General features: G+C 44.1%; 11 protein-coding genes. 2 read left to right on the top strand and 9 right to left on the bottom strand.

All coding sequences use genetic code 11. The features are described from left to right. Positions 1–201 precede the first annotated feature (201 nt). From clpB to ACTXGL_RS08830, 9 genes are all read right to left on the bottom strand, one after another. Entirely contained in the window at positions 202–2,799 is a 2,598-nt protein-coding gene (gene clpB / locus ACTXGL_RS08870) for an ATP-dependent chaperone ClpB (protein ID WP_443526300.1), read from the bottom strand. A gap of 216 nt (positions 2,800–3,015) precedes the next feature. Beyond that, the gene (locus ACTXGL_RS08865; RefSeq protein ID WP_443526299.1) at positions 3,016–3,597 is read right to left on the bottom strand and encodes a L,D-transpeptidase family protein; all 582 of its coding nucleotides are present in this window, start codon (positions 3,595–3,597) and stop codon (positions 3,016–3,018) included. Positions 3,598–3,708: 111 nt separating this feature from the next. After that, complete coding sequence (locus ACTXGL_RS08860) at positions 3,709–4,515, bottom strand: SDR family NAD(P)-dependent oxidoreductase (protein WP_443526298.1); 807 nt, start codon at positions 4,513–4,515, stop codon at positions 3,709–3,711. Positions 4,516–4,586: 71 nt separating this feature from the next. Beyond that, complete coding sequence (locus tag ACTXGL_RS08855; RefSeq protein ID WP_443526296.1) at positions 4,587–6,302, bottom strand: AMP-binding protein; 1,716 nt, start codon at positions 6,300–6,302, stop codon at positions 4,587–4,589. 345 nt (positions 6,303–6,647) lie between these two features. After that, positions 6,648–7,778, bottom strand: a complete 1,131-nt coding sequence (locus tag ACTXGL_RS08850) for a DNA topoisomerase IB (protein ID WP_443526294.1) — start codon at positions 7,776–7,778, stop codon at positions 6,648–6,650. 207 nt (positions 7,779–7,985) lie between these two features. Then, a complete protein-coding gene (gene ppnP / locus ACTXGL_RS08845; RefSeq protein WP_319050494.1) occupies positions 7,986–8,270 on the bottom strand; it encodes a pyrimidine/purine nucleoside phosphorylase in 285 nt (94 codons plus the stop codon). A gap of 61 nt (positions 8,271–8,331) precedes the next feature. Continuing rightward, positions 8,332–9,427, bottom strand: a protein-coding gene (gene prfB, locus ACTXGL_RS08840) for a peptide chain release factor 2 (RefSeq protein ID WP_443526292.1) whose coding sequence is annotated in 2 segments (ribosomal slippage) — positions 8,332–9,354 and positions 9,356–9,427 — 1,095 coding nt in all. Because the reading frame shifts where the segments join, the coding sequence is not laid out codon by codon here. A gap of 124 nt (positions 9,428–9,551) precedes the next feature. Further along, complete coding sequence (locus ACTXGL_RS08835; protein ID WP_443526290.1) at positions 9,552–10,253, bottom strand: HAD family hydrolase; 702 nt, start codon at positions 10,251–10,253, stop codon at positions 9,552–9,554. Positions 10,254–10,433: 180 nt separating this feature from the next. Continuing rightward, positions 10,434–10,970 carry a gamma carbonic anhydrase family protein gene (locus ACTXGL_RS08830; RefSeq protein WP_319050497.1) on the bottom strand — a complete coding sequence of 179 codons (537 nt, stop codon included), beginning with the start codon at positions 10,968–10,970 and terminating at the stop codon, positions 10,434–10,436. A 508-nt stretch (positions 10,971–11,478) separates the two neighbouring features. On the opposite strand from ACTXGL_RS08830, the gene carA reads away from it, so the two are divergent. Continuing rightward, complete coding sequence (gene carA / locus ACTXGL_RS08825) at positions 11,479–12,708, top strand: glutamine-hydrolyzing carbamoyl-phosphate synthase small subunit (RefSeq protein WP_443526289.1); 1,230 nt, start codon at positions 11,479–11,481, stop codon at positions 12,706–12,708. Further along, entirely contained in the window at positions 12,708–13,388 is a 681-nt protein-coding gene (locus ACTXGL_RS08820) for a hypothetical protein (RefSeq protein WP_443526287.1), read from the top strand. Before carA ends, ACTXGL_RS08820 begins: the two co-directional genes overlap by 1 nt. Positions 13,389–13,462: the final 74 nt, after the last annotated feature.

Here is a 13,462-nt window from a genome sequence, read left to right as displayed (position 1 = left end):
TTTTTCCTCTTTATTCGGTTTGCACTTATATTGCTAGTCATTTATTTATAGCACAGTCCTGATAGTTAAGAGAGATTTAAAACGTAAAAGAATCGTAGCGCAAAATAATTGTCTAAACGAAAAACCCCTTACCTACGATTGTAGATAAGGGGTTGATTTAGCGTATATAGTAAGGTCAAACAGACATTAACGATAAAGTGGTTAGCTCATTCTTAGCTTATCAAAAGTTAATTTGTCATCGGCACCCACATCGACTTTGATGATGTCACCCGCGACAAAATCACCTGCTAATAGTTTCAATGACAATGGGTTCTCGATCTCTTGTTGAATGGCACGTTTGAGTGGACGCGCACCATAAACAGGATCGTAACCGACTGCCACGAGCTTATTCATGGCATCTGCTGACAGCTCAATATCCATCTCACGCTCTTGGATACGCTGACGCAAGCGATCTAATTGAATATCGGCAATACCTGCCATCTGTGACATACCAAGCGGATGGAAGACCACAATTTCATCAATACGGTTGACGAACTCTGGACGGAAATGCTGCCCAACCGAATCCATCACTTCTGCCTTGATATCATCGTAGCTCTCACCTACCATCTCTTGAATCTTATGTGACCCTAAGTTACTGGTCATGATAATCACGGTGTTTTTGAAGTCTATCACCCGTCCTTGTGAGTCAGTCAAGCGACCATCGTCCAATACTTGCAGTAAGATATTAAACACATCAGGATGGGCTTTCTCCACTTCATCAAAGAGTATAACGCTATATGGCTTACGGCGTACCGCTTCCGTCAATGTACCGCCCTCTTCGTAACCGACATAGCCTGGAGGCGCACCAACTAGACGGCTGACACTGTGTTTTTCCATATATTCACTCATGTCGATACGTACTATCGCCTCTTCAGAGTCAAATAGGAAGTTTGCCAGTGATTTGGTGAGCTCAGTTTTACCAACACCCGTAGGTCCCAAGAACAAGAACGAACCAGAAGGACGATTGGGGTCAGACAAGCCCGCACGGCTACGACGTACCGCGTTTGCAACGGCTTCGACCGCTTCGTTCTGACCGATGACACGCTCATGGAGCTTTTCTTCCATGGCTATCATCTTATCACGCTCGCCTTGCATCATTTTGCTGACTGGAATACCCGTTGCCGCTGCCACGACTTCTGCGATTTCGTTGTCTGTTACCTTATTCCGTAGTAATTTGACACCGCTACCTTCACCTGTCTGCTCTTTTTGCTCAGCCAAGTCAGACTCATGGATACGACGCTCAAGCTGCGGAATAGTTTCGTATTGCAGCTTACTCATGGTCTCGTAGTCGCCTTCACGGCTAGCTTTGTCATAGGCGATACGGGCTTTGTCCAGCTCGTCTTTGAGCTGCTGACTGCCTTTGACCAACGCCTTCTCTGCTTGCCAAACCTCATTAAGATCAGCATACTCTTTTTCCAATTCAGCTATTTGTGCATCGAGCACTTTACGCTCGGCTTGCGCGCCAGCATCTTCTTCATTTTTGAGTACTTCGCGCTGCATCTTTAGCTGGATGAGGCGGCTATCAAGCTTACCTAGTGACTCAGGCTTGCTGTCCATCTCCATACGCAGACGACTGGCTGCTTCATCAATCAAGTCAATCGCCTTATCTGGCAACTTGCGATCGGTGATATAGCGATGACTCATACGTGCTGCTGCGATGATGGCACTGTCTTGAATATCGACGCCGTGATGCAGCTCGTAACGCTCTTTTAGACCGCGTAATATCGCGATGGTATCTTCGACCGTTGGCTCATCAACCAAAACCTTTTGAAAACGACGCTCAAGAGCAGCATCTTTTTCGATGTACTTACGGTACTCGTCCAGCGTCGTAGCTCCAACACAATGCAGCTCACCGCGTGCCAGTGCTGGCTTTAGCATATTACCTGCATCCATCGCGCCTTCTGATTTGCCCGCACCGACCATCGTATGTAGCTCATCGATGAACAAGATGACGTTACCTTCTTGCTTCGCTAAGTCACTCAATACGCTTTTGAGGCGCTCTTCGAATTCGCCGCGGAATTTCGCCCCAGCAATGAGCGCCCCTAGATCTAACGACAGCACTTCTTTGCGGCGCAGACCCTCTGGCACGTCACCATTAATGATTTTTTGTGCCAATCCTTCTACGATGGCGGTTTTACCAACACCTGGTTCACCGATGAGTACAGGGTTGTTTTTGGTACGGCGCGACAGTACCTGAATAGTACGGCGAATCTCTTCGTCACGACCGATTACTGGATCAAGTTTACCCAGCTCTGCTTGTTCAGTCAGATTGATCGTATATTTATTGAGTGCATCGCGCTGATCTTCTGCGTTTTGGTTATTGACCGTATCATCACCGCGTAGCTGCTCAATGACCGCTTTTAGTTTGCTAGCCGTTACGCCGGCACTTTCAAATATCTTTTTGGTTTCGCCTTGCTCAGCGAGTGCCAACATCACCCATTCAGTCGCGATAAAATCATCGCCTTCTTTTTGAGCCTGACGATCTGCCAAGTTCAAGATTTTAACCGAGTTTGGGTTTAGATTGACGTCACCTGTCGGTTCCGAAATAGTCGCCTGATTGTCTAATGCCTTGGCAACGCCATTTTTTAGCGCTGGAATAGAAGCACCCGCTTGCTGACAGATAGATAAATTAGACTCATCTTGCAGTAGTACGCCAAGCAAATGCACAGGATCGATACCGGTATGATCGCGACCTAACGCTAGGCTCTGTGCTTCTTGAATGGCGGACTGCAGTTTTTGAGTGAATTTCTCAAATCTCATATGTATATCCTTTTATAATTCGTATTATCAGAGGTCGTTTTAGACGCTAGCGCCCTCTGTTATCTGTCATTTATATAAGGTATATATACAATTATTTCAAGACAGTTACGCCATAAAACCTTACTAAAAACAATGATATTTAAAATAGGGAAAAACTATCCTTTATAAAGCATCAATTTATACTTACATCTTATAATTATCATAAACTTAAACCGTTTACTCAACAATTTCAATCACCGTACCAACCTTAACGGCTGCCATAATGGTATCCATCTCGTCATTGGTAACCGCGATACAACCATCAGTCCAATCGCGGCTTTGGTTCAACCAGCTCAAATGTCCAAAGCCATTCATTTGTCCATGAATCATGATATCGCCGCCTGGGCTAACGCCTAGCGAATTTGCATGTGCTTTGTCCGCAGCATTTGGATAGCTAATATGAATAGAGCGATGCGCAATAGAGTTCTCATTTTTATAATCTAATGTATAGACCCCAACTGGCGTACGCTGGTCACCTTCCTGTTGCTTATGACCTGTTGGACTGCCCCCAAGGGCAATACGATACGACCTAATAACTTTACCATCGCTCATCAGTTTTAAGATACGGTCTGATTTATCGACGAAGACTCGATCAATCACTATAGAAGAAGGAATGGGGTTTTTGGGTTTTGAGGTACTTTTGGCATAAGCAATGGCGCTGGTGCTCGAAAAGAAAATGAGGCTAATACTGATGAATGTCAGCAACCATTGCGAATATGATTCGCTTAATTGGTAAGATTTTTTGCAAAAAAATGACATGAAACTTGATCCTTATTATCAACTCTCAAGAGTAATTAATAATACTGTATCAAAGAGTCATGCCATATTATGTAGATCAATTTTGTGTGAAAATAATGAAAGCAACGAGAGCTAGACCATACGAATGGCACCATCTAAGCGAATGACTTCACCATTTAGATAGGCATTATCAATAATATGAGTCACCAATTTGGCAAACTCATTGGGAGCGCCCAAACGTTTAGGATAAGGTACGCCCGCCTCCAACTGTTCGCGGGCTTTTTCTGGAATAGATTCCATCATCGGCGTAGCGAAGACACCCGGTGCGATAGTCATCACGCGAATCCCATGACGAGCCAGCTCGCGAGCAAGTGGCAACGTTAATCCAACCACCCCTGCCTTGGACGATGAGTAACTGGCTTGGCCCACTTGACCATCAAAGGCGGCGATAGAGGCCGTATTGATAATAATACCTTGATCCGCATTTTTTCCTACATGGTTCTTTTCTGCATTGGCATCTGCAGTGCTGTCATTAGCCAAACGCTTGGCGATACTCGCTGCGACCAAACGGGCAACATTGAATGAACCGACCAAGTTGATATTGACCCCGCGGCTAAATGCCTCAAGATCTGCTGGATTGTTGTCACGATCCAGCAGCTTTTGTACGACTACGATGCCCGCACAGTTGATTGAGCCTTGTAAGCCGCCAAAAGCTGACTCTGCCATCTCAACCGCTAATTGCACTTCATCACCGTTGGTGATATCACAACGCACAAAACGTGCACTATCACCTAGCTCAGTGACCAATGCTTGCCCTGCTGACTCATTCAGGTCAGCGATGACGACGTTACCACCTTGATCGACAATCACCCGAGCCACTGACTCGCCCAAACCTGATGCACCGCCTGTGACCAAAAAGCTGTTTTGTTTAACTTGCATGATTATTCCTTTAGATTTTGCTTCTTATTAGATATTTTTCTATTAAATTTATGGATGCTTTATCAACTTATTTATGCAGCAGACAGACTACGTAGCAAAAAGCGTTGAATCTTACCACTTGGCGTTTTGGGCAGTTCTGTCACAAACTCAACCTCACGCGGATACGCATGAGTAGATAAGCGTTTGCGTACCAACTCTTGGATTTCTTTGGCAATCTCATCGCTGCCTTCCACACCGTCTTTTAGCACCACATAAGACTTGATGGTATGACCACGCACTTCATCCGGCACGCCCACGGCCGCAGATTCTGCAACGGCGTCATGCTCTAATACGGTGTTTTCGACATCCGTAGGCCCTACGCGATAACCTGCGGTAATAATAATGTCATCATCACGGCCTGAGAACCAGTAGCTACCGTCACTATGACGCTCGACCACATCGCCTGTTAGATAGTAATCCTCTACAAAGGCTTGTTTTTCATTCCAGCTATAACCACGGAAATAGAACGCAGGCGACTGACTGACCACAACTGCTAGCTGTCCTTGCTCACCATCTGGCAGTACAGTCATATCGTCATCTAATACCACTAACGTATGACCTGGTAGTGCCATTCCCATTGACCCCACTGGAGACTCGTGCGTTAACGCATGATGCGCACAGCAAGTCATACCTGTTTCTGTTTGCCCATATTGATCTTTTACTTGGCAGTTTAGATAGGTTTCGACCCAGTTGACGACTTCGGTATTCAGCGTCTCCCCTGCTGAGTTGGCACAGCGCAAAGACAGCTTAGCATTGGCATCATTATGAGCACTTTCATCAACATTGTCGAAAACGCCGCTGGATTTCATCATGCGAAATGCGGTGGGTGAAGAGGCCAAGTTGGTAATCTTGTGACGCACCATAAAATCACGGGTATTGGTCGCATCAAATCCTGCTTCATTAAAATAAGTGGTGATACCCAATAGAAGAGGTCCTGTGATCGCGTAGTACAAGCCATATGCCCAGCCAGGATCTGCCATGTTCCAATACTGGTCATCGTCGCGTAGATCAATGGCATAACGCATATATAGGTAAAAAGCAGGTAATGCCGCTAACGGAACGCTGACGCCTTTTGATTTACCGACTGTACCTGAGGTAAACATTTGCAAAAATGGCGCATCAGTATCGAGCGTGACTGCCTCTATCATCTGCGGTTGTGCTGCCATAGACTGGCTGTAGTGGTCGTCACCCCATGTTTGAGCGTCTTCCGCACTGCCGACCAATACCATCTTGGTTTGCGCGGCTAAGTCTTCAAACTTGCTGCGGTTCTCTAGATTGGTAAAAACAACTTTGGTGTCAGCCTTATCCATGCGGTATTTGATTGAATCATAGCCAAATGCGGTAAATAGCGGCTGATATACGGCTCCGATGCGCCATGTTGCCAACACAACGGTTAGCAGCTCGGGCGTGCGCGGTAGCATCGTCGCTACCTTGTCGCCCGCTTTTACTCCATACGACTGTAGCAAGTTAGCGATTTGGGCACTTGCTTTATCAAGCTCACCAAAACTCATGCGCGTTATGTTGCCCGCGGTATCTTCGTGTACTAGCGCGGCATTGTCAGCGCGGCCATCACGTATGTGACGACCACAACAAGCCATATAAGCATTTAAACGATCGTCCACATGCTCGCCAAATATTTCTGACAGCAGTGCATTCATATCAAAATTGTTATAGTAATCGGTATAGTTTTTTGGTGTGAAATTGGTGTCTGTATCAATATTCGTCGGAGTTTGAGTGGTGGTGTTCATAAGCTAATCCTTTAGCAATAGCAGGTAACTGTTAAAATAGTATGTATGATTGCAAAATGGTCACATCCTATAGACCGTTTTATACGTTCGTATTTATCATGCTCTATTAGTAACGCATTTTTACTCTTATTTCAATACATAACGTATCATTTTTATTTTATATAGATAAAATTTAACCATAACTCATTATTATTAATGAGCTATGGTCTAGTGCTAAATACCTCAATAATTATAGGTTGTAGCTATTTTTGAACCCTTTAGCTCGAAGCCTTCAGAAAGACATTGATACTGCAATATTAAGGCTTGAGCACCCGTATCTAAATACTTATCTATAAATGGCAATACTTAAACGGCAGCACTCAGCAAACCTAACAATGCTTTTTCTTCGCAGCTTTGGTACTTTTTCGTTCGGGCGCGACGCGCTTGCTTATAGCGCTCAAAGAACTGCCCTGCTAAAAAACGCTGAATAACAATAGGATGAATATAAGAGGCGCGGCATACGGTCGGCGTGTTGCCCAGCTCTGCTGCCACACTTTTTACCATATCAACGACTAACTGCTGACGCTCAGCACTTTCTGGAGCACTTGCCAATATGCTCGCGCCTGCGGACGTTTGCAGCTCGTCATATAGGTAGCTTGCTGCAAGCACACTTGCCATCCACGTGCGAAAATCCTTTGCACTGTATAGCTTACTCTCACAATCTGTACCGCATGTATGCATGCGCAGATATTCGTTGATGTCGCTACTATCAACGACTTGTTTATGTCCGTCATCATCTAAGTATTTGAATATCTGATAACCCGGCAACTCTGAGCAGGCTTGTACGATATCAATCAATCGCTCATCTTGTAGCTCAATGTGATGCTCTTTTGCGCTCTTTCCTACAAAATCAAACGCCAGTCCAGTATCCGTTTCGCTCACATGCTTGCTACGTAGCGTACTCAGACCATAGCTTTTATTTTGCTTGGCATAGCGGCTATTACCGATACGAATCAGTGTCGTCTCAAGTAGTTTGACGATGGCTGCCAGTACATTGGTGCGTGACAGCGACTCGGCCTCTAGATCTATCTCAACTTGTGCGCGTAGGTTAGGTAGCACTTCTGCAAATCCTATCATCGCATCGAATTTGGCTTGGTCACGAATATTATTCCATGAGGGATGATATAAGTATTGCTTACGTGACTTTTCGTCTCGTCCTGTTGATTGCAGATGTCCTTTTTCATCTTGGCATATCCACACCTCCGACCACATGGGCGGTATCACCAACGCATCAAAACGTTGACGCAGCGCTTTGTCTTTGACAGTCTTGCCTGTGGCATCACGATAAGTAAAACCGCGACCCCAGCGTCTACGCTCGTAGCCTGGTTCATCGTCACTCACATAGCGCAAATTAGCACGGCGTGCTAGATGCTCGTAATCGTGTCGCGCATCTTTTGTAATCGCCTGCTGGCTTGCCTTTTCTGTTGCCTTTGTCATAACACTGTATACCTTCGAGAATTCATGGTCTTAGCATAATTAATGAGTGTTTTTTTTGCTGTTTATTTGGCACAGACAAAGTGTAATGCTGTGTAAAATAGGGTTTTTAGAATGGTAGCTTAAACCTCATTTAAAATATGACACAAAAAAAACGCCATGCATAAAATACTTGGCGTTTTTTTTGATATCGCTATAACTTAGAGCTTACTATTTACCATATACACATAAGTAAGCGGTTTCGACATCTACTTTTACTTGGAACTTTTGATTGGCTTCAACCGTGAATTGCTCACCAGCATTAAACGTTTGCCACTCATCACTCTCTGGTAACTTGACAGTTAATGCACCGCTTACCACGCTCATGGTTTCAAATTCGCTGGTGCCAAACTCATACTCACCACTTTCCATAACACCGACTGTCGCAGGCTTGGTCGCTGTTTGAAAGGCGATAGAAGTCACTTTATCATCAAAATAGTTATTAACGCTTGGCATAATTTTCCTTAATTAAATGTGGGTAGATATATTAAACAGTTATGAATATCTCGATTCTGCTTTATAGTCCTGCTTTTAGACTGGCTTCGATAAATTGATCAAGATCACCATCTAGCACAGCACCAGTATTGAAGGTTTCAACACCAGTGCGCAAGTCTTTGATACGAGAGTCATCGAGCACGTATGAGCGAATTTGACTGCCCCAGCCGACGTCAGACTTACCATCTTCGACCGCTTGCTGTGACTCCATACGTTTTTGCATCTCAAGCTCATAGAGCTTAGCACGTAGCATTTTCATTGCGGTGGCTTTATTGCCATGTTGACTACGCCCATTCTGACAGGTTACTACCACGCCCGACGGCTCATGGGTAATACGTACCGCAGAATCTGTGGTGTTTACGTGCTGACCACCTGCGCCAGATGAACGATAGGTATCGATACGCAAATCAGCTGGATTGATATCAATCTCGACATTGTCGTCAATCTCAGGCGAGACGAACACCGCAGCAAACGAGGTATGACGACCATTATTACTATCAAATGGTGACTTACGTACCAAACGATGGACGCCAATTTCGGTGCGCAACCAACCAAAGGCATAATCGCCTTTGATCTCAATCGTCGCCGACTTGATACCAGCCACACTACCTGATGACACTTCAATCACATCCACTTTGAAGCCATGCGCTTCCGCCCAGCGTGTATACATACGCAGTAGCATTTCTGCCCAATCTTGTGCTTCAGTGCCGCCACTGCCCGATTGGATATCCAAGTAGCAGTTATTTGGATCCATCTCACCGCTGAACATTCGGCGGAACTCTAGATCAGCCACGCGTTTCTCAGCGCTATCTAGCTCGCTCTGCACGTCAGCTAGCAGTGACTCATCTTCTGCTTCGACAGCCAGCTCTAGCATAGCAGTGGCATCCTCTAGTGTGGTTTCAAGAGAGACCACCACATCGATGACACCATCAAGGTGACTCTTTTCTTTATTAATTTTGGTCGCGCGCTCTGGATCATTCCAAAGCTCGGGGTTTTCTAGCTCTAGATTGACTTCTTCTAAGCGTTCTTGCTTACCATCGAAGTCAAAGATACCTCCGCAAGTCCTGCCCACGCTCGGATAAGTCTTTGATCTGTTCTTGATACGGATTAATTTCCATAAATTTTCCTGTTTCTTCTAAAAAATAAATAACGAATACGGCGCTATTTTAAGTGAGATTAAGTATAAATAATTGGCTAATTATCATTATTGTTAGTATTTCTGTTATATCTAAACCAAACCCTCTACAAAGACCAATCCTCTACTGCCCAGCGATGTGCCAAGGCGTGAGCATGTAACGCATCATCAGGCGATACACAAACAGCCACATCAGCCCATTCGAGCAGTGGAATATCGTTTTTGGAATCTGAATAGGCGTATGTTTTTTCAAAGGTGATGCCAGCAGCTTGTTTATTATTCAGCCATTTATCTAGATGGTATATTTTGCCTGCTTGAAAGTTTGGTTTGTCAGTGAGCTTACCTGTATAGCGATCATCTTTAATCTCAAGCGGCGTTGCCAATACATTGGCAGCTTCAATACCAAAACGCTTGGCAATGGCGGATACCACAAAGTCATTGGTCGCAGAAATAATCACCACATGGTGCCCTTGCTCGATATGCTGACACAATACTTCCATCGCTTTTGGACGAATATTTGGCTCGATTTCGCTCTTGATATAATCTTCTCTTAACTCATCAAGTCGATCAAGCGGTAGACTGCTCAAAAATTGCGCGACAAACTCATTGTATTCTGTTGCGTCTAGCGTGCCCTCTATATAATCATTATAAAATTTCTGATTGGCAGTTCGATACTGAGCCTCATCGACCAGGTCATGCTTGACGATATATTCGCCCCAGAGATAATCGCTATCGACATCGAGTAACGTATGATCTAAATCAAATAACGCCAGTTGCTTTTGTTGTTTTTGTGCTGGATCTACCTGCATAGTGAGACCTTATCGTTAATTGCGAAAAAATATGAGTGATTTGATAAAAGTGATCTAATAAAAAGTACAAGAAATGAGGGTGGTCATTGACTAAGAATGACAGCATCAAGCAAACCCAGCTGCCACTCCATGATCTTTTTTAGAGTTTGCTTCGTCTATATAGACTGGTTCTGTCTGTCTTTAGTCAGGCATTGCCACTTCTGTCAGTCCTGTTTTGAACTTCTGGCAACGCTCAGCATAATGTAGCGCTGACATTTTTAGCATAGCAGCTTGCTCATCGGTTAGTGTTTTGACAACTTTTGCAGGCGCGCCCATCACCAGAGAGTTATCTGGAATGACCTGCCCTTCAGTAACCAAGGCCTTTGCCCCTATGAGGCAGTTTTTACCAATCTTGACATTATTGAGCACCACGGCACCAATACCAATAAGACTGTTATCACCAATCTCACAGCCATGTAGCATCGCCAGATGGCCGATGGTAACATAATTGCCAACTGTGACCTTTATGCCTGCATCGGTATGAATCACACTGTTTTCTTGAACATTACTATAATCACCGATATGAATGCGATCATTGTCACCGCGTATCACAGCACCAAACCAAACATTGGCTTGATGACCCAGATACACATCACCCATCACTTGCGCTGAATCTGCTACCCAACCATTGAATGGTGCGGCAAACTCAGGGGTTTTGTCCAAATACTGATAAATCATAACGACTCCTTGTTATCTTCATTATTGTTATAACAAACGATCATAAAAATTGAGTATATCGCTGCGCTGTTCATTGTGGCAAAGCCAACTGCTAAAATCCAGCGCTATTAATGGCTGATGAATATCAATGTTATTGAAGATGGTGCAAAGTTACTTTTTTATGCTTAGGCTATTTTACTCAGTCTGTATTCCTCATAAAAACTCAACTTTCCTTTATGTAATGACTATTAATCCAAAGAATCGGCTAGCCATACTCGTCTATTTTATATATAATACGCAAAATCTGTGCCTAAGCGAGCGGACATGATGCAAGTTACCTATTCACTATCTAGTGGGTTTTGTAGTTTTCATCAATAATGTCTTCTCGCTTTTTTGTGGAAAATTTTTGTGTATCGCCCTTTTATTATCTTTATGTGACAGTCGTCAGATGCCGTAAATAAAAGGATACGGAGCAATATATTGACTAGCGAAACATGATGGCACTCACCAATAATAGCGGAGGCAATCCTTGAATTCATCAGCAGAAACACAAGCAATTTTGGCACTAGCAGACGGTACAATTTTTCGTGGTGTCAGTATAGGCAGCCTAGGTCATCGTGTTGGTGAGGTCGTATTTAATACCGCCATGACAGGATACCAAGAAATCCTAACTGACCCAAGTTATGCACGCCAGCTGGTGACCCTAACTTATCCGCATATCGGCAACACGGGTACCAACGCTGAGGACACCGAGTCCGGCAATGGTCACAAAGTATGGGCAGAAGGCCTAATCATCCGTGACGCCACAATGGTCACTTCTAACTTTCGAAACTCAGAATCTGTAAGCGACTATCTACAGCGTAATGAGACCGTTGCTATCGCTGAGATTGACACGCGTCAGTTGACACGCCTGTTACGTGATAAGGGTGCGCAAAGTGGCTGTATCATGACCGCATCAGATGGCGAGACTATCAGCACTGATGATGAGCAAAAAGCAATTGAGTTGGCTCAAGGCTTTGCTGGTCTAAAAGGTATGGATCTAGCAAAAGAGTGCTGCACGACAGACAGCTTTGAATGGACAGCAGGCACATGGGATCTATCAGATACCCTACTCAATCGTGATATCCCTGGTAGCCATGACAGCGGTACGGGCGGCTTCTTTAAACAACTCGGCACCCATGTTGATGCCAAATTCAATGTCGTTGCTTATGACTTCGGTAGCAAAACCAATATCCTACGTATGCTCGTCGACCGTGGCTGCCACGTAACGGTTGTACCAGCACAGACGCCTATCGCAGACGTGCTAGCCATGAACCCAGATGGTATTTTCTTATCAAACGGCCCTGGTGATCCTGCTGCATGTGATTATGCAATCGATAGCGTGCGTCACATTATCGAAGAGACTGATGTACCAACGTTTGGTATTTGCTTAGGTCATCAGCTGATTGGTCTTGCCAGCGGTGCAAATACTATCAAGATGAAAACGGGCCATCATGGTGCCAACCATCCCGTACAAGACTTGGCGACTGGCACAGTGATGATCACCAGTCAAAACCATGGTTTTGCGGTTGATGAAGACACGCTACCTGACAATGTCAAATCGACTCATCGCTCACTATTTGACGGCACCAACCAAGGTATCGAGCTGACCAACAAACCTGTATTTAGCTTCCAAGGTCACCCAGAAGCCAGCCCAGGCCCACATGACTGCGCGCCATTGTTTGATAAGTTTGCTGAGATGATGGAAGCGGCTAAATAGTGATAAATTCTATCAAAAGTGGTTTTGTGATTGGACTATTAACGATTGGTTTGGTGGCATGTACTACTACCAAACCAACTGTTGACCATTCTAACCTACAAACTCAGCAGAAACTGACTCTGCCTAATACTGAGGTAACAGGCAAGCCAGAATTGAGCTTTGAAAATAAAAAAGAGCTGTTAGCAGAGAAAATTAGACTTGCTGATTTTTCTATCAGGGCTATAAACGATCCTAACTTTGTTAATTCTTTACTATCTGATGATATTAATTCAAAAGAAGAAAAGCAGTGCGTTTTCAGTAATATTGATAGAGAGGCTTTTTATGACCTCTCTAATTATATGATAGAAGATTTAGTAGCTAAAAACTCCGAATATATTGATTTATATTTAGACAAACTAGATTTGCTAATTTCTATCGCTGATATTTTTTATAACGCTCCAAATGCAATTGAGTTTGATGAGGAACATCTATCAGCTTCTCCTGCACTAGATCTTCTCACGAAGAAAGATGCTTTAATATTTCAAGATATGATTGTAGATGAACGCTATAAAGACTTACTAATTATAGTAGGTCAGCCGGTCAAAGAAGATAATCTTATTTTCGACTCCGCTCCAATGAAGTTTTTATTGCTGGGTGGCGCTGTAGGTGACTCTGAAAAGAGATGTAGACTTGCGCGCTAAATATTATCAAATAAATTATTTTTGAAGATATTACGATTTTGGATTAAAACATAGCACCCTAAAGATCAGACATA

The organism is Psychrobacter sp. T6-6 (assembly GCF_052258185.1).
Taxonomy (GTDB): Bacteria; Pseudomonadota; Gammaproteobacteria; order Pseudomonadales; family Moraxellaceae; genus Psychrobacter.
This window is presented reverse-complemented; position numbering and strand designations above follow the sequence as displayed.